We start from the raw sequence: 16,795 nt of genomic DNA, 5'->3' as shown, positions 1-16,795 counted from the left end.
CAGCATGGCAAAAATAGGATTTATTGGTTTAGGTAATATGGGTGCGCCTATGGCGCGTAACCTAATTAAGGCCGGCCACGCGGTGAGCGTGTTTGATCTCAATAAACAGGTGGTCAACGAGCTTGCCGATGAAGGCGCGCATGCAGGTACAACCGCTGATGAGGTCACTCACGGCGCACAGTTTGTGATCTCCATGTTGCCAGCTGCAAAGCATGTTAAGTCGCTGTACTTGGCAGACGATGGTTTAATCCATCATTTAGCCAGTGACACCGTAGTGATTGACTGTTCAACCATTGATGCGGCCAGTGCCACTGAAGTCGGACAAGCCTTAGCCGATAAGGGCATTGCCTTTGTCGATGCGCCCGTCTCGGGCGGGGTCGCTGGAGCCAGTGCTGGTACCTTGACCTTTATTGTTGGTGGCGCTAAGACTCACTTTAATGCCGTGCAACCGGTCCTGGAAGATATGGGGAAAAATATCTTCCATGCTGGCGATATTGGCGCCGGTCAGGTGGCAAAAATCTGCAATAACATGCTGCTGAGTATTTTAATGGCCGGGACCAGTGAAGCTCTGCAAATGGGCATTAATCACGGCTTAGACCCCAAAGTGCTGTCGGACATCATGGTCAATAGCTCGGGGCGGAACTGGACGTTAGAATTGTACAATCCTTGCCCTGGGGTACTGGAAAACGCGCCATCAAGCAATAACTATCAGCCCGGTTTTATGGTCGATTTAATGGCCAAAGATTTGGGCTTAGCACTGGAAGCCGCGCAGAATTCTGGCTCGGCTACCCCTTTAGGGGCGCTTAGCAAAAACTTGTACACCCTGCTACAAAACCAAGGGGCAGGGGCGCAAGACTTCAGTGCTATATTCAATTTATTCGAGAAGAAGTAACTATGGAATTAAACAACAAAGTAGTCGTCGTCACCGGTGGTGCCCAAGGTTTGGGATTATCGATGGCCGCTATGGCGGCGAAAGCCGGTGCACATTTGGCGCTGATTGATATGGACAGCGCTTTATTAGACGAGGCGATAGCACAGCTAAAAACTCACAGCACGCTCGCCGATGCCAAAATCCAAGGCTATATCTGCAATGTCAGCGTTGAACAAGAAGTTGAGCAGACATTCGCTGCTATAGCAAAAGACTTTGGTGCTATCCACGGCTTGATAAACAATGCCGGCATCTTGCGTGATGGTTTATTTATCAAGGCGAAAGAGGGCAAGGTGGTCGATAAAATGTCACTAAGCCAATTTCAATCGGTCATTGATGTTAACCTGACCGGGGTGTTCTTGTGCGGGCGCGAAGCCGCCGTGCACATGGTGGAGCACGCCGAGGGCGGGGTGATTATTAATATGTCCAGCGTCGCTCGTTCCGGAAACATGGGGCAAACTAACTACTCAGCTGCTAAAGCGGGTGTAGTGGCCATGACCACAAGCTGGGCTAAAGAGCTTGGTCGTTATGGTATTCGCGTGGGTGCTATTGCACCTGGCGTGATCCGCACTAAAATGACCGATGCAATGAAGCCTGAAGCGAAAGAGCGTCTTGTTAAAATGAAGCCGGTGGGCCGTTTAGGTGAAGCAGAAGAAATCGCGCATACGGCGAAGTACATCTTCGAAAATGATTTCTTTACCGGTCGCGTGGTCGAGATAGACGGCGGTATTCGCTTGTAGTATTGGCAAGCTAAATAAAACAAAGGGCGCCGTTGGCGCCCTTTTTAGTGGTTATTTACTTTTGCTGATATTGGTTTCAGATTTCATCTCAATGCCGTTGTCGGTGATATCTGTTGTCAATGATAGCTTCATGTTTTGCTTAGCCAACGAGTGGATTTCAGGTGGCAATTCTTCACCTGTACTGGCGGCGGCTTCGAGAACAATGTCCATCATCGGTGCAAATTGCAGGCTCATACCTAATACACCATTGGCATCCACGGCTTGTGAACTCATGTCAGCGGCGAGCGCCGTTGATTTTTCACCATTGTATACGGTGATGTGTTGACCGTTTATAGCCAGTTGAGCATCCACATTACCGCTGGCAGGCACAGGCATAATTTCATTCATCGAAATAGGCGTGCCATCACTAGGGATTTCAATTTGTGCTAGCTGCGGCACTAATCCTTTTGCGGTGTTTATGAGTGTGGTTGGATCATCGGCGCTAAGCGTGACTAACGCATCAATATCACTTACTTGTGGGGTATAGCCACTGAAATCCATCACCACATTTTGTACGCTAATGCTGATCCCTTTTACTCCAGCAGCCATGCCGGTGGCCATCGCCATAGCCATTGGGTTTGATTGTTTCGCTTGCTGTTGTGCCATCATTAGCGGCTCACAGGTAAACTCAGCCTGCGTAAATGCGCTCCAAACGGTATTAGCAAGTGGTGCAAGTTTACCCACATCGATACCGTAGCCGACGCTAAATAAGCCATCGTCTTTATTGGTCACGTGACTTGGAATAAAGCCGCGAACAGTTTGTAACGCGCCCAAAATATCTTTGTCCGTGCTTTCAATCACAATATCCGCATCAAAGTCGGCGCTGCTGTCACTGACTTTGACATTTGACGTGCCAGAGACGATAGCGGGCCATTTCGCTGCAATAGCTGGAATGTCTGCTTTACAACCAGGGGTGCGCAAAGCTTGTATTGCTTGTGCTTGGCCCATTTTCGAAAGGATGGCATCAAGCATACTGCTTAAACGTGAAGGTTTGTCAGCGACTGCTGCTGAAGCTAATGCTTCAAAGTTAACGTAGCTAATCGAGCTGCCGTCCCACTGATACTTATTGATGTAGTCATTAACACGATTGGAGCTGTTTAAACTTGTTTGCGCTTTTTCAGTGGCAAGGGCTAAGGCAAGGTCATCTTGATTGTTGAATTCACTATCTAGGGTCACTGTTAGCCAGTTATCTTTAATCGCAGCGATAATCGCCACGGAGCTGCTGTCATCAAGTGCAAGGGTAAAGCGGGTGTAAGACTGCGAATTCAATGATTCATCAGCGTAGCTCACGCCTGCGTTGTCGGCTGCTTTTTTCAGCGTATTGATAAAATTTTGCGGCTGCTCGAGCTCAGCGCGCATGACCGGCATTAAACCAATAGCGTACCCTAGGTAGCGTAGGTCATTACCAATGCCCCACGTTTGCGTATAACTGCCATCGCGTACGCTGCTCTCGTACTGGTTTAGTAGTTCGAAGAAGAATACGGCGTTAACGTTTCCTTGAGCCTTTGCACGTTCGATAGCTTGGGTGAGCTCTTCGTCGGTGCCGCTGGACATCATGTCAGAGGGTAACAACTGTGCGTATTGCTTATATGGAAACGGTTTTAACTGTGAAGCAAAAAAGACAGTATCAGCAGGCACATAATCTAGCTCAGCCATACTCGCGCCGCCGCCAGCACCTTGGTTTGAATAATAAAGGCCTGCCGCCACAGCAGCGGCAACAGCACCGCCGATTAGTACTTTTTTCATGGGAATTCCCTTTCGTTGTCGTTCAAAGCGTAAAAGAATACGTTATTGCCGTTTTTAGGACAAGCATTTTAGGCGCGCAAAGTGGTGCTTTATGTTGTCGAATATGTAACAAAAAGCGTAAACTTAGCAATTAGTTAGCAGATAACACCCAGAGGCAAGCTTGGCGCAACGGGCAATCACCAATTTTTATATTAATGAAGAGCAATCTATTTATTTGCTCTCCCATCGCGATGCTAAAAAGCATAAGCAATGGCTGAATATATGCATTAAACAGCTCACCATGCTGGGCTATAAAAATGTTGAGTTAATTGGCTCCGGCGCATTTGGTTTTGTGTTCGCAGGTATTGATGATAGGCAACAACACTGGGTGTTTAAATTCTCTCGTATTACCTTAGCGCAATCGGTGCGCGATAGGCTTGAAGACGAAGCCTATATGCTTTCACGTTTTGATCATCCGATGATCCCGCAATTTTATGCCTTTGAGCGGGTAAAAAAACAAGGCATATTGATGATGGCGCGAGCCGAGGGTGAAGACTTAGAACAATTATCTATTCGCCAAGGCAAGTTTACTGCCAAGCAACTTCTCGATTTAGCGCTGCAGCTCCACCAGTTATTACACGTATTACGAGACTACCGAGGTGGGATCACTCCTATGCCCGTTGTTCATGGGGATATTAAGCCTTCCAATTTGGTCTGGGATGAGCGCAGCAAAACCTTGTCATTGGTTGATTGGGGGAGCTCTGTTTATGCGCAGCTGGATGCCAGTGGGCAGCCCATTGCCGCAAATGTGATGGACTTAATGTCTGCAGATGTAACCAATACCAACGCGCGCATGGGGGATGTCTACTTTATTGGTGATGAGCAAATGTCTGGGGCGCAATCGTCTCCGCGTTTTGACGAGCAGGGGGTGGCGTCAACGTTGTACGCGCTGGCGTCAGCGCAGTCGTGCCGTTTTGGTGCGCAAGTGATACCTGCTTCATCGCTGGGGTTGCCTAAAGAATTTGCCCGGGTGATTGATGCTATGCTCAGTAAAGACAAGGCAACGCGCGACGCCGGCGGCGACTATTTTATGCGTAATATGCCGACCATGGCCCGCGCCTATGTTCCTGACAATCCGGTGGTCCGAGATAAAGCATTGATCCCAGTTTGGAAGGCGCAGGTAGCGACTTTGCCCGATACGGTAGTGTACAGCTCGCGTAAGCAGTTTTTGCGTCAGGCAGACAGTCAACAGCGGTTGGTTGATGTTAATGATGCGCAATTGGAGCGCTATTACCGAGAATTTTTATTTGACACCGGTGATACTGAAAAAGCGTTTTTGGCAGCGATCAGCCGCTTGGCGAAGTACCCCGTTGTGGGCGGTTTGAGCTTTCACTGGAAGCAGTCATCACTGTTTGTTGAATCAAGCTTGATCTTGTATGACGAGTCATTAGAGCCTTCATTCCAAGATGCGGTAGATAACACCGTGAAGTTGGCGCAAGGGATCACCCAAAAAGGGTTGTTTAAATGTTGTTTATTCGATGCCCGACAGACAATTCAACTTGAGCGTGATGCCACCGGCGCCTTTAAGTTCGAGCAACTGCCACAATTGCATTATGACGTTATTAATATACCCGGTACTGAGATGCTGAGGCCGCATTCTTATTTTGAAGATGGTAAAGACCCGGATGAGCAGCTACAGCTTCCCAAGAAAATCATTCAATGCGTATTTGAGCTTAATAAAATCCACCACACCGGATGCATCATTTTTGAATCTTTACCCCAACGTTTGAAGATACACCATTATTATCGGTTATTGGATGCCAGCCAAGAAGAGCGGTTTAGCCAATTACTTGATGAGATTATGCAATACGCGATGGCCATTGACGGCATAGGTGTTGCGGGCTTTATGAAACTCCCTTACAAAAACACGCGAGAGTTCGAATTGTGCGCCGTGCAGAGCGAAGACTTCCTGGCAAAAAATCCTAAAAAACATAATTGAGCCAGTAATCTCGTGCACAGTGCATGACTAAGCACATAACAAAGCCAGCGTGGTGTTGAACTTAGAGTTAATGTTATTCATGGACATAAATTATGGCAAATTTGTGTCAAATTAAGGGTTGAATTTAAGGTCAATAGACGGCAGATTAGAACTAAGGGCAGGAACTTTTTTAGCGAAACCACTGTCTTTATTTACAAGCGTTAGGCGCGTGTTTGGTCATTTAAGCGCGCGCTAAAATCCACGTAAAAATAGTCCAATAAAAAGGTCGGCGAACGCGAGGTACGACCACTGAAATTTTTCAAAACTAAATTTAATCCGCGCTCAGCCAGTTAGGGTTTGTCAATAGGCAAAGGTTAAATTTGTTGATTGCAAGTGACAGTTTTATTAACTATCCATTAAATGTAGATGACCGATTCACTACAACGTATCAAAACTATAATGGTGAGGACTTACCTATGAAGAGACAAAAGCGTGATCGTCTAGAACGTGCACATTCTCAAGGTTATAAAGCAGGCATGGCAGGCCGTTCAAAAGAACATTGCCCCTACCAACAAATAGATCCACGATCACAATGGCTCGGAGGGTGGCGTGAAGCCGTCGAAGACCGCTCTATGTATAAAGTATAAAGAGCAAAGGAATAAAAGAACGCCGCAATTACGCGGCGTTTTTCGTCTCTAGCGTCTACATTTAAAAAGCGCTGGTATCTTGGAATAAACCCACTTTTAGATCTTTAGCTTCATAAATAACGCGGCCGTCTACTTCCACTGTGCCATCGGCCATACCCATGAATAATTTACGCTTAATCACGCGTTTCATCTGGACACGGTAAGTTACTTTTTTAGCAGTAGGCAAAATTTGTCCGGTGAATTTTACTTCACCTACACCCAGGGCACGCCCTAAGCCAGGGCCGCCAGACCAACCAAGGAAAAAGCCAACGATCTGCCACATTGCATCGAGGCCAAGGCAACCGGGCATCACCGGATCGCCTTTAAAGTGACAATCAAAAAACCATAGGTCGGGGTTAATATCGAGTTCAGCGACAATTTCGCCTTTACCGTACTGCCCACCATCATCAGTGATTGAGGTGATACGGTCCATCATCAACATGTTATCGATAGGCAAGCGGCAGTTACCTTCGCCGAACATTTCACCTTGGCCACATGAAACCAAGTCTTCTTTGGAGTAGCTATTTTTTTGTTCCATAACACACTTTATTGTCGAAAATTTGCCAGCTACTTTAGCGTACACTTGTACGCTAAACAACTCTGAACAGTGCTTTAGGATGCTATTTTTACGCCATTTTTGTGTCTGTAGTGTGACTGCTTCGTTATGGCCACGTAGCAATGTTGGATTTATCACCAAGGATTCAAATTCAGGCAGCATTTTTACTTCATCCCTTGTATAATTGCGACATCTTTTCAACTGCATGCAAGGACAGTGTATGACGCTCTTCGTCAACGACTTAACCGTGATTGATTTCTCCTTTTTTTGCCCCCAGCGCGGCCCGGTTGGTGAGAGTTGGATTGTTGACTTGACTTTAGACGGCGATTTAAACGATGAATCTATGTTGCTTGACTTTGGTTTAGTGAAAAAACAAATCAAGGGCATTATTGATAACAGTGTTGACCACACCCTGGCGGTACCCACTAAAGCCAATATCGATATCCTTCAGGGCGATGACAAAGTGACGCTGGAAAGTAACTTTGGCGATAACAACGAACACCATTTCGCCATGAGCGGCCCAAAGCAAGCGGTTTGCTTGATTGACGCACCGAGTATTAATGAGCAAGTAGTGACCGAGTATCTAGTCGCAGAAATCACTCCTCAGCTGCCAGAGAACGTCAAAGGTATTACTTTGACGTTGCGTGCTGAGCAGCATCAGAGCTTTTATTATCATTATTCTCATGGCCTAAAAAAACACGACGGCAACTGCCAGCGAATTGTTCATGGCCACCGCTCAACGTTAGGCGTTTGGCTAGATGGTATGGCTATGCCTAGTGTGCAAAAGCAGTGGGCGCAGCGTTGGGCTGATATTTACTTGGTCAGCGAAGAGGACGTGGTGGAGGCTGCACACTTACAAGATATAAGCGCAGCACCGGGAGACATCTGTAGCCGTTACCATGCTAATCAAGGTGAGTTTGAATTGGCAATCAGTGCAAAGCGTACTGAGGTACTGCCTTGTGATACCACAGTCGAATGTATCGCCGATTATATGGCCAAGCAAATTAAGCAAGCTTACCCGGATAAGCAAGTAGAGGTTCGCGCCTATGAAGGTGTAGGCAAAGGGGCGATTGGTTATGCTTAAACGTATGGCAATTACCGCCTTGCTCCTAGGGGCATCATTGTGTGTGCCCATTAATGGCGAAGCCCAAGAGCTGCCGACCCCATTGATTAAAGGTCAGTTGACCCAAGGCGGTATGGTTATAGGGCAGCTACAAGATGCTAAAAAGGTCGTTTTTGCTGAGCGCGAGCTTAAGCTTAGCAAAGATGGCTATTTTGTTTTTGGCTTCGGCCGTGATGCACAAACTGATCAGCAATTAAAGTGGCAAAGCCAAGATGAGCAATGGCATCAACTTGATTTCAGCATTGCTGAGCGTGAGTATCAAATAGATAAAATAGAAGGTGTGGCAAGTAAATATGTCGCCCCGCCTGAAAAGGTTTTAGAGCGCATCCGTAACGATGCAAAACTGGTTCGCCAAGCGCGTGCTAACAACAGTGAACGCACGGCGTTCCTTGAGCCGGTATATCGTCCTGCAGTGGGTCGAATTTCCGGTGTGTATGGCAGCCAGCGTTACTTTAACGGCACCCCTAAACGGCCACACTTTGGTCTCGACATCGCTAACAAGACAGGTACACCTATCTACGCACCAATCAGTGGTGAAGTCGTGATGGCGCATCCTGAGCTTTATTATTCCGGTGGCACCGTTATTTTAGACCATGGTTATGGCATTACCTCCACTTATATTCACATGCATAAGGTGTTGGTTGATGTGGGCGATACCGTGAAAACCGGCGATGTGATAGGGCAAATAGGGGCTACTGGCCGGGTAACTGGCCCCCATTTAGATTGGCGTTTCAATTGGTTTAATGAACGATTGGATCCACAATTACTTATGATTGATACATTAGCGAGTGAAGTTAATACGAATGAGCAGTAAGTTAGATAAAGAAGCCGTTGTTGCACAGCGCATAGAAGATTCGGAAACATCGGTAACTAAAACCGTGTTTCCTGGGCGTACCAACCACCATAATACCTTATTTGGTGGCGATGCACTGGCATGGATGGATGAAGCGGCATTTATTGCAGCAACCCGTTTTTGTCGCAAACCATTAGTGACCATTTCGTCCGACCGTGTTGATTTTAAAGAAGCAATACCGGCGGGCACATTTGCTGAATTGGTTTCTCGCGTAGTCCATGTGGGCAATACCAGCTTAAAAGTGGATGTGGAGATATTTCTTGAAACCATGCACCGCGATGACAAACATTTAGCGATTCGTGGCAGCTTTACCTTTGTTGCTGTGGATGACAATCACAGGCCAACGCCTGTAGTGTGCGAACGCATGCTCAACGGGTTTAAATAAACACTTATTGTTAGGCCGCAGAATCGCGGCCTTTATTCCACCAATAAGTGAACACATCATACAATGTGTGGTTTTTACATACCGTAGCATCACTGTGAAGGGTAGTAATATTCGGCTTTGACAACGCCGCCCATGTCTAACCCCAATAGCAATGAAACGGACTGCTCATCGCTGCTCAGTGGCAATAGGCTTAATACGCCGCCATGATAGTCGGCACTTGTATCATAGTGAAAGCGCTGCCATTGCTCGCCACCATTATCACTTACGTCGACATAAAGAGGCTGGGGGGCACGTTTTTGACTCTTGTTCCATCCAGCACTAATTAGCGTGTGAGTATTTTCTGTATAGATAAAATCAAAATAGAAACGATAGGGTACCTGTTCATCTCGGTAGATTTGTGTCCACGTTTCGCCTTGGTCGGCACTTTTCATTAAGCCACCTTCACCACTGATAATAATCTCCTCCTGGGAAGTGGTTTTAATCGCTTTAATTGTGCTCGGGGCAGGAAACAAGTCGTGGTATTCCTGCTGTGCAAGGTTTTCCAAATCTACGCGACGCAATATTGGGTTTTCGATTGCACCTTGGCCACCGTACCACAGCATATTGCCGCTTTTGTGCATAGAGGCCGTCATGCCGGTAGCCGCATACCCATATTCTCCTGCCAGCACTTGCCAACTTACTCCATCATCATAGGAGGCCGAAAGAACCAAGTTCCCGGTCCCGTATAAGGCTGATTCGGTGCAATAGAGTGCGTAGATGTGTTCACTTTCGCTTGGGGCAAAACGATGCTCAATATGACTTAGCTCTTCGTTCATCGACACTTTCGTCAGTGTCGAGCGTTGGGCTGGGCGAGTGGCATAGAAAAGCTCGGTGCTGTTTGCACACATGGCACTGATAGGGGCTGAGGTCGTGGCTACTTTCTGCCACTGAGTAAACGTATCATTGCTGGATTTAAATAAGCCGGTGTCAGTCCCGGCATAAATCGCATCGTTGAAATGAACCAGGTGATTAATGCGCTCGCCCGACAGCCCCGCATCTGTAAAGGTAATACCTGAAGGTGTTGGCTCAGGTTCAGGGGCTGGCTCTATCGGTGTTGAAGTTGCGTTATCGCTGCCGCCGCAGCCAGTTAACGTGGCACAAATAACACTGAGTAATGTTAGTTGCTTGAACATCTCACCTCCTTGTGTGGGTACTAATTGACTAAAATCTGTCCCCTTTATAGCACAAGGGCCGCTAGCCACCCAAACAAAACCAGTGGAATATTAAAATGTAAGAAGGTTGGTACCACGGTATCCCATATGTGGTCATGTTGGCCGTCGACATTCAATCCTGAAGTGGGCCCGAGTGTTGAATCTGACGCCGGTGAACCTGCATCACCCAGGGCGCCCGCCGTGCCTACTAATGCAGCCGTGGCCATTGGGGAAAACCCCAGTTGCAAACACAAAGGAACGAAAAGTGCTGCAATAATTGGAACTGTAGAAAATGAGCTGCCGATCCCCATGGTAATGAGTAGTCCTACTAGCAGAATAAGCGCCGCCGCTAATGGTTTGTTGCCTTGAATCATATCTGCGGCACTGGTAACGAGTGAATCAACATGACCGGTGGCTTTCATAACTTCGGCAAACCCTTGCGCTGAAATCATAATGAAGCCGATCATCGCCATCATCGCCACTCCTTTGGAGAACACATCTTGATTTTCATGCCATTTAACAATGCCAAACACAGTAAACACAATCACCCCAACAAGACCACCGAGAATCATCGATTGACTCAGAAATTGAGCTGCGAGTGACAGCACGATTGCCACAGAGCCTATGGCTAAGACCTTTGATGGGTGGGCTATTGCATTCTCAGTCTCTTCTGTAGCGAGCGATATATTGTTATAGCTGCGGTTTTTGCGATAACTGATAAAAAGCGCAACACATAAGCCGAAAACCATGCCCAGTGCCGGGATCACCATAGCTAGAGGAACGCTGGTTTTGTCGATTGATAAGCCATTCTCGACCAAATTTAAATGCAAAATGTTGTATAAATAAATACCCCCAAAGCCATAAGGTAACACCATATAAGCCGTAGCTAAGCCGAAGGTGAGTGTGCAGGCGAGGGCGCGGCGGTCTAACTTTAAGCCATTCGTGATACCTAACAGCGGTGGAATGAGTATAGGAATAAAAGCGATATGAACAGGAATGAGATTTTGTGATGCCAAAGAGCAAAAGAGAATCACTGAAAGCACCGCAAAAGATAAAAACCGCGAAGAAATATGCTCTTGCCCCATCATTTTCAATAGTCGACGAGCGAGTAAAGTGGTGAGGCCAGATTTCGAGATAGCCACTGCAAAGGCGCCGAGCATAGCATAACTGAGAGCAATTTCAGCGCCGCCTGAGAGGCCATTATTGAACGCTTCCACCGTAGTTTTTAAAGGTAGTCCAGCGATTAATCCGCTGGTTACAGCTGCGACAGTCATTGCCACGATTACGTTCACTCGTAACAGGGTGAGTGCAAGCATCAAAATGACGCCAATTAATACCGAATTCATATTCTAGCCTATTATTTTTATTGCTTTTTTTACCTGTTTTACAAGGTCTTTTTTCTGTGCTTTAGTGAGCGGGCGTTGCTTATAAGCGGCCAATGTATAAAGCTGCTCTATACGTGCAAGTGGGGTTGCCGCGCCGGGGCAGTGTGTGGCTAATTGTGCCAGCTTTTGCTTGGGTGTGCTATTTTGCGAGCTAAGCAGTGCCTGTTTATCTGCATATAAAAACAGCCTATTCAGCCATTTAGCGCTGAAGCTCATTGACTGCTGTTGTTTGCGACTACCCAATAACAATAACCCAAGCAGAACAAGTGCAACCACGCAAAGGGCCAACACCATGCTGTACTGTGCTATTTGGTTACCAAGTAAATCTTTAAGCACGCTTTTTTGTTTTTGTTGATCAAAACCAAGCACCCACTTTGTCCAGCTGTAATCGAGCTCTTCCAATGTTAATCGCAACCAATTCAATGCCTCTATATGGCTCAACTGCAATAAGCCGACATCAAGGTTATCCATAAACTCTTGTTGCAGCTCTTGAACCTGAGAGAGCGAGCCATTCAATCGCTCTGGCGCGACCACACTGGTTGCATCAAAACGCTGCCATTGATTGCCATCATAATACTCAACCCAGGCGTGGGCATCATACTGATATACACGCAGGTAATTACCCTGTTCACTTTGCTCTCCTCCCAAATACCCTGATACCACACGTGCGGGGATCCCGGCAGCACGCATTATAAATGCACTTGTACTAGCATAATGGCCACAAAAGCCACGCTTAGTTTGGGTGAGAAATACGTCAAGGGAATTGTCATCGGTGATCGGCGTTGGAGTCAACGTATAGCTAAAGCCTTGTTGTTCATAAAAGCCCATCAGTCGGCTAGCAAACTGGTTTGCCGTGTTTGTACTTTGACTCAACTGCCGGGCTAACGCTCTTGCCTGCGGATTCCCATCCGTTGGCAGTAGGCGGTTAAGACGTGATTGGTAATTAGTCAGGACACTTGCTTGCACCGGTCGGTAAAGCAATGGGTATTGAAAGCTCGATGCTGCTGACTCTTTGCGCTTAAGTAAACCGCCTCGTAAATTCTCTACTTTTTGACTCGGGCTAACACTGTCTTGCAATGCATATAGCCAGCGGTTTGCGGAGCTTTCTAAGTACACAGTGGCCTGAGCGCTATAGCTCTGCCAGTCTATATATGTACGAGGGCGAGGAGGGCGCTGCGCTTTTATCCATGCTTTGCCGTCGAATTCTTCATGATTAAGCGCTCGCCAATAATAGGGGGGCGCTGGAAGTTGCCCTGGAAACTCAGCACGAAACACCAAGTCATCGGACTTCGCCAGATTGGCAATATTGAACGGGTCTATACGCTCATTAAGGCCTGTTTTAGCACCGCCAGCGCCAGGAAGTTTCCAAAATGCAGGTACTTTAGGAATAAATAACAACAATAACGCAGCGATGGGGATTGCCATAGCGAACGAGCCAAGTGCTTGAAAGTAGGCTCGTTTGGGCGTGCGAGCGCCATGTAAGGCGGCTAAAGATGCCAGTAAACAAACGTAAAATATGCCTACTAATATTGAGCTATATAAAGACTGTTGATAAAGGAACACAGTCGATAATGAAAAGAAGGTAAGCACAATGACAGTCGATAGCTGCTTGGACGTTTTCGCTTGTAAGAGCTTTAATATTGCTGCCTGTAACAGCATTGACACGAACAGTAGGACACTTTCATCATAGCTGACCGACACAAACAGCACACCTAAACAAGCCGCAGCCAATAAGTTAGTAGCCAGTGCACCTGGGCGAGTCAATGACTTGTTTGCCAGTAACAAATTCCAAAGACACAGTAACAATAACAGGCTCAGCATTAAGGAGGGGAGTTCTGCGCCTATTAACGTGAAAATACCGATGTAGATGACACTGAGCACCGTGCTAACAAAAGACAGCATCATTTCTCTCCATTTTTAAATAAAGCCAGTGCACGCAATGCATTAGTATAATGGGAGGGGCTGTTATCAGCATCAAACTGAGTACTGCCAATACGCAGCGCAAGCTTTGTTTGGGTGCTTTTCGCCTGCTCAATGGAATAGGCCATTGCACTCAGGCGTTGCTCAACACTGCCTTGCAGTGATGCGTAGTCGAGCATATATTGCGCATCCTGATAAGATACAAACTCTTTCACTAACAACTGCTCACGCTTGGCAAAGTGTTTCCAAGAAATGCGGCGGTAGTCAGCGCCCTGTTTATATTCATTCAAGGCATAAAACTCTTCATTTCCTGACTGCGGCTTAAGCGCGTTCACTTCACCTTGATTTTCACTGGCCTCATAGGTCAGTGCAGTATTGTGCGCTTGTGCAGATGGATAAACAAAGTAATGGGCATGTGGCTCTAGATAGCTCCATACTTTAGCGAGGCCAAATGGGAATCCCGTTGAAATCTGAAGTCGTGTTGCTGGATACTTGCCACGGGAACATTTACGGCCACTTACAAGCACGACCTGGGCATCTTGGCTAACGCGTTCAACTTCCTTACATTGACCTTGCCACGTTACTTTAACGCCATAGCTGGTACGCGAGTTATTGCATACAGTAATATTCAATACAGGTGTTTGGTTCGCAAAAACATCACTAATATTATTAAATTTGACCTCGAGGCCCTTTAAGTTGGTATAGGCCTGAATTAACGACATCAATACCAACACCAACATTAAATAAGAGACAACTTGCACTAGGTTATTCTGATAATTGGCGGCCAAGATAAAGTTCAACACGGCAATAAGTAAAAAGCCCAAGCCCAGCTTAGATGGCAGCACATATAACGAACTGTGACCCAGTGTCAGGTGCTTTTTTTTGTGTTTATCACGCAGCAGTAGGGATTCTATTCGCGTTCGTATGGACGACCATCCCTGTTGCATTGTTGCGAGCATACTAAAGCGGAACCTTGACGCGAGCGAGAATATCACTGCATACAGAGCCTTGACTATAAACGTCATGCGGATTAATACGATGCTCACAAATACTAGCGAACACAGCTTGCACATCTTCTGGCATAACAAAGTCACGGCCTTCCATAAATGCCCAAGCCCGTGCACCTTGGGCGAGCGCGATGCTGGCACGAGGAGATAAAGGGTGACTGATATCTTTATCATGACGGGTGTGAGTCACGAGTGACAAGATATAATCAACAACGGTATTGGCTATAGTGACCTTATCAACATTGGCCTGCATGGCTTGTAATTGCTCGGCACTGATAATGGCATCAATCGCTTTATCACGCTGAGGAATATGGCCACGAATGAGTTGTTTTTCCGCATCGGCTGGGGGGAATCCTAAGCTTAAGCGCATAAAGAACCGGTCTAGCTGTGACTCTGGCAATGGAAAGGTGCCGGATTGATGCTGTGGGTTTTGCGTTGCAACCACAAAAAATGGAGTAGGGAGCGTATATCGTTCAGAGTCGATGCTAACACAGCCTTCTTCCATGGCCTCAAGCAAGGCACTCTGTGTTTTAGGGCCCGCGCGGTTTATTTCGTCGGCGAGTACCACTTGGCTAAATACCGGACCTTTATGAAACGAAAAGCGCTGCTCTTGAGTGTTAAAAATGCTTGCCCCCAGAATATCTGCTGGTAACAAATCACTGGTAAATTGAATACGTTGATAACTCATCCCCAGGGCTTGTGCCAAACCATGCGACAGGGTTGTTTTACCCATACCTGGAAGATCCTCTAATAATAAATGGCCGCGCGCTAACATTGCACACAGAGCTAACTTTATTTGCTGTTCTTTGCCATAAATAACATCAGCTAGGCCTAAGGTCAGCTGTTTTAATTGTTCTTGCATAAGGGGGCTTATTAATTTAGTTCTAAACGCTTCATAACCATATCAACCTTATTCGCGTTGAATGGTTTGCTAATGTATTCTTGCGCACCGAATTCCCAGCTATGTTCTACGTTTTCCTGGGAGTTATGATCAGCGCAAAGGATAATTCGACTGTGGGGATGTAAATCTTTTAGGTAACTGACGACGTCGCAACCATCAGTGTCTGGGAGCGCTATATCCACAAATATCACCTCAGGTTCCAGTTGTGATAACAGCGGTTTGGCCTCTGCGACATCTGTAGCAACCGCAACTTGGTCGTAACCCAGCTCGGTGAGGATGGTGGTCAAAGAACTTCGCATGGACTGATCATCATCAATGATCAGAATCGGCTCCAAAGGGCGAACAAACTCCATAATACGTCTTTTTATTCGTGGTTTGGTTACTAATACTATGCGATAAGCGCATATTGCTCAATACAACCATAGACTAAAGCGCAGTAACTAACTAGGAAATTGTATAAATTGGTAAATGAACAACACTTGTCACAACATACTAAAAGCCGTAACCACTCTAAAATGTCCGATACCGTCTAGTATTGGACTTTTAGTGTCGGTTTCTATGATAGTTATCTGGTTATTATAGTGACCACCTATAAATTAGATTATGTTAAATAGCGTTTAAACCTATTTAACCAACATCAATCGTCTAGTTAATGTATGACACAAACAAGCCTCTTTCGCTTTGAACCCATCAATCTCACTCTCGTACAGAGCAAAGCGTTCATTACGGTTCATCGTTAAAAGCTTGTAGCTAGGCATTTATCTTTTAAAACCTTGAGTCACTCTCACAAGGGTTGCCATCGTTATCACCGTCCATTTTTGTATTCGGACAATTTCGAATGAAAAACACAGCTTCTTCTCGCGATCTCATTTGGCTACAGTACTGGCGCCCATCACACTTGAATGTTTGTCGTGGCGTGGTGTCGAATGCGGTGTCTGGGATTTGTTGAATAGCTCTTGGACTGCCGACTTGCTCGGTAAAATCTAAATAGTTAAATAATAAAACCGACATAACCCCAACCACTAATACAGGCACTAGCTTATTCGCACCCGCCTTGTTGGTGCTTTTTGAGGTTTTGAATTTCTTCGCGGCAACTCCCTCTATACGAGCATTTGTCGCGCGCGTTTTCCCTTCATGCCTTTCAACTTCAAAGTGAATATAGTCGCCTTGTTTTGGCGGTCGACTCATGTGCTTAAGCGTTGAAATGTGAATGAAGGTATTTGATGAAAGCTCTGCTGCGCTGATGAAACCGAACCCTTTATCGTCATTCCAATTGACTAGCTTACCGCGATACATGTGCTCATCCTTGTTAGCAAATAAAGCTGCGATATTACAAATAATTACCAAGAAAATCTATAAATTACTCGTTGAATCAATCC

General features: G+C 46.3%; 16 protein-coding genes. 7 read left to right on the top strand and 9 right to left on the bottom strand.

The annotated features are described in order from the left end of the window. The first annotated feature begins 4 nt into the window (after positions 1-4). Both mmsB and EXT46_RS04135 read left to right on the top strand, forming a co-directional pair. On the top strand, positions 5-892 hold the full coding sequence (mmsB, locus tag EXT46_RS04140) for a 3-hydroxyisobutyrate dehydrogenase (RefSeq protein ID WP_130145392.1): 888 nt from the start codon (positions 5-7) through the stop codon (positions 890-892). Positions 893-894: 2 nt separating this feature from the next. Continuing rightward, entirely contained in the window at positions 895-1,668 is a 774-nt protein-coding gene (locus tag EXT46_RS04135) for an SDR family oxidoreductase (protein ID WP_022944548.1), read from the top strand. A gap of 51 nt (positions 1,669-1,719) precedes the next feature. Here EXT46_RS04135 and EXT46_RS04130 read toward each other — a convergent pair whose 3' ends face one another. Next, on the bottom strand, positions 1,720-3,453 hold the full coding sequence (locus EXT46_RS04130) for a hypothetical protein (protein WP_130145390.1): 1,734 nt from the start codon (positions 3,451-3,453) through the stop codon (positions 1,720-1,722). A gap of 160 nt (positions 3,454-3,613) precedes the next feature. Here EXT46_RS04130 and EXT46_RS04125 point away from each other — a divergent pair, with 160 nt between their 5' ends. Further along, positions 3,614-5,431: a protein kinase gene (locus tag EXT46_RS04125; RefSeq protein ID WP_130145388.1), complete on the top strand. Its 1,818-nt coding sequence runs from the start codon at positions 3,614-3,616 to the stop codon at positions 5,429-5,431. 455 nt (positions 5,432-5,886) lie between these two features. Continuing rightward, on the top strand, positions 5,887-6,057 hold the full coding sequence (rmf, locus tag EXT46_RS04120) for a ribosome modulation factor (protein ID WP_026111006.1): 171 nt from the start codon (positions 5,887-5,889) through the stop codon (positions 6,055-6,057). A 61-nt stretch (positions 6,058-6,118) separates the two neighbouring features. On the opposite strand, the gene fabA is transcribed toward rmf, so the two are convergent. Beyond that, positions 6,119-6,634, bottom strand: coding sequence for a bifunctional 3-hydroxydecanoyl-ACP dehydratase/trans-2-decenoyl-ACP isomerase (gene fabA / locus EXT46_RS04115; protein ID WP_026111005.1), 516 nt, complete (start codon positions 6,632-6,634; stop codon positions 6,119-6,121). A gap of 238 nt (positions 6,635-6,872) precedes the next feature. On the opposite strand from fabA, the gene EXT46_RS04110 reads away from it, so the two are divergent. The 3 genes from EXT46_RS04110 to EXT46_RS04100 are packed head-to-tail and all read left to right on the top strand — an operon-like array spanning position 6,873 to position 9,013. Beyond that, positions 6,873-7,736 (top strand): 6-carboxytetrahydropterin synthase, encoded by an 864-nt coding sequence (locus EXT46_RS04110; protein ID WP_022944216.1) that lies wholly within the window; start codon positions 6,873-6,875, stop codon positions 7,734-7,736. After that, positions 7,729-8,589, top strand: coding sequence for a M23 family metallopeptidase (locus EXT46_RS04105; RefSeq protein ID WP_130145386.1), 861 nt, complete (start codon positions 7,729-7,731; stop codon positions 8,587-8,589). Before EXT46_RS04110 ends, EXT46_RS04105 begins: the two co-directional genes overlap by 8 nt. Beyond that, the gene (locus EXT46_RS04100) at positions 8,579-9,013 is read left to right on the top strand and encodes an acyl-CoA thioesterase (protein WP_022944214.1); all 435 of its coding nucleotides are present in this window, start codon (positions 8,579-8,581) and stop codon (positions 9,011-9,013) included. Before EXT46_RS04105 ends, EXT46_RS04100 begins: the two co-directional genes overlap by 11 nt. Positions 9,014-9,102: 89 nt before the next feature. On the opposite strand, the gene EXT46_RS04095 is transcribed toward EXT46_RS04100, so the two are convergent. The 7 genes from EXT46_RS04095 to EXT46_RS04065 all read right to left on the bottom strand — a co-directional run bounded on the left by EXT46_RS04095 (position 9,103) and on the right by EXT46_RS04065 (position 16,712). Further along, entirely contained in the window at positions 9,103-10,185 is a 1,083-nt protein-coding gene (locus EXT46_RS04095) for a hypothetical protein (RefSeq protein WP_130145384.1), read from the bottom strand. 44 nt (positions 10,186-10,229) lie between these two features. Beyond that, positions 10,230-11,549: a Na+/H+ antiporter family protein gene (locus EXT46_RS04090; protein ID WP_130145382.1), complete on the bottom strand. Its 1,320-nt coding sequence runs from the start codon at positions 11,547-11,549 to the stop codon at positions 10,230-10,232. Positions 11,550-11,552: 3 nt separating this feature from the next. Beyond that, positions 11,553-13,493 (bottom strand): DUF3488 and transglutaminase-like domain-containing protein, encoded by a 1,941-nt coding sequence (locus EXT46_RS04085; protein ID WP_130145380.1) that lies wholly within the window; start codon positions 13,491-13,493, stop codon positions 11,553-11,555. After that, positions 13,490-14,467, bottom strand: a complete 978-nt coding sequence (locus EXT46_RS04080) for a DUF58 domain-containing protein (RefSeq protein ID WP_165381051.1) — start codon at positions 14,465-14,467, stop codon at positions 13,490-13,492. The genes EXT46_RS04085 and EXT46_RS04080 overlap by 4 nt, the downstream gene beginning before the upstream one ends. Position 14,468: 1 nt before the next feature. Further along, positions 14,469-15,377 carry a MoxR family ATPase gene (locus tag EXT46_RS04075; RefSeq protein ID WP_045978794.1) on the bottom strand — a complete coding sequence of 303 codons (909 nt, stop codon included), beginning with the start codon at positions 15,375-15,377 and terminating at the stop codon, positions 14,469-14,471. An 11-nt stretch (positions 15,378-15,388) separates the two neighbouring features. Next, entirely contained in the window at positions 15,389-15,769 is a 381-nt protein-coding gene (locus EXT46_RS04070) for a response regulator (protein ID WP_022944208.1), read from the bottom strand. Between the two features lie 412 nt (positions 15,770-16,181). Further along, positions 16,182-16,712, bottom strand: a complete 531-nt coding sequence (locus EXT46_RS04065; protein WP_130145376.1) for a cold shock domain-containing protein — start codon at positions 16,710-16,712, stop codon at positions 16,182-16,184. Between the last annotated feature and the right edge of the window lie 83 nt (positions 16,713-16,795).

Source organism: Pseudoalteromonas sp. CO325X (genome assembly GCF_004208955.1).
Classification (GTDB): Bacteria; Pseudomonadota; Gammaproteobacteria; order Enterobacterales; family Alteromonadaceae; genus Pseudoalteromonas; species Pseudoalteromonas ruthenica.
Note: the sequence above shows the minus strand (reverse complement) of the source record. Positions and strands in the feature narration are given on the sequence as shown.

Bases quoted from the DNA above. Each gene is read 5' to 3' on its own strand.
- EXT46_RS04100 (WP_022944214.1), top strand. From the start codon at position 8,579: ATGAGCAGTAAGTTAGATAAAGAAGCCGTTGTTGCACAGCGCATAGAA.
- EXT46_RS04095 (WP_130145384.1), bottom strand. From the start codon at position 10,185: ATGTTCAAGCAACTAACATTACTCAGTGTTATTTGTGCCACGTTAACT.
- mmsB (WP_130145392.1), top strand. From the start codon at position 5: ATGGCAAAAATAGGATTTATTGGTTTAGGTAATATGGGTGCGCCTATG.
- EXT46_RS04105 (WP_130145386.1), top strand. From the start codon at position 7,729: ATGCTTAAACGTATGGCAATTACCGCCTTGCTCCTAGGGGCATCATTG.
- EXT46_RS04075 (WP_045978794.1), bottom strand. From the start codon at position 15,377: ATGCAAGAACAATTAAAACAGCTGACCTTAGGCCTAGCTGATGTTATT.
- EXT46_RS04090 (WP_130145382.1), bottom strand. From the start codon at position 11,549: ATGAATTCGGTATTAATTGGCGTCATTTTGATGCTTGCACTCACCCTG.
- EXT46_RS04080 (WP_165381051.1), bottom strand. From the start codon at position 14,467: ATGCTCGCAACAATGCAACAGGGATGGTCGTCCATACGAACGCGAATA.
- EXT46_RS04070 (WP_022944208.1), bottom strand. From the start codon at position 15,769: ATGGAGTTTGTTCGCCCTTTGGAGCCGATTCTGATCATTGATGATGAT.
- EXT46_RS04135 (WP_022944548.1), top strand. From the start codon at position 895: ATGGAATTAAACAACAAAGTAGTCGTCGTCACCGGTGGTGCCCAAGGT.
- EXT46_RS04130 (WP_130145390.1), bottom strand. From the start codon at position 3,453: ATGAAAAAAGTACTAATCGGCGGTGCTGTTGCCGCTGCTGTGGCGGCA.
- EXT46_RS04110 (WP_022944216.1), top strand. From the start codon at position 6,873: ATGACGCTCTTCGTCAACGACTTAACCGTGATTGATTTCTCCTTTTTT.
- fabA (WP_026111005.1), bottom strand. From the start codon at position 6,634: ATGGAACAAAAAAATAGCTACTCCAAAGAAGACTTGGTTTCATGTGGC.
- EXT46_RS04085 (WP_130145380.1), bottom strand. From the start codon at position 13,493: ATGATGCTGTCTTTTGTTAGCACGGTGCTCAGTGTCATCTACATCGGT.
- EXT46_RS04065 (WP_130145376.1), bottom strand. From the start codon at position 16,712: ATGTATCGCGGTAAGCTAGTCAATTGGAATGACGATAAAGGGTTCGGT.
- rmf (WP_026111006.1), top strand. From the start codon at position 5,887: ATGAAGAGACAAAAGCGTGATCGTCTAGAACGTGCACATTCTCAAGGT.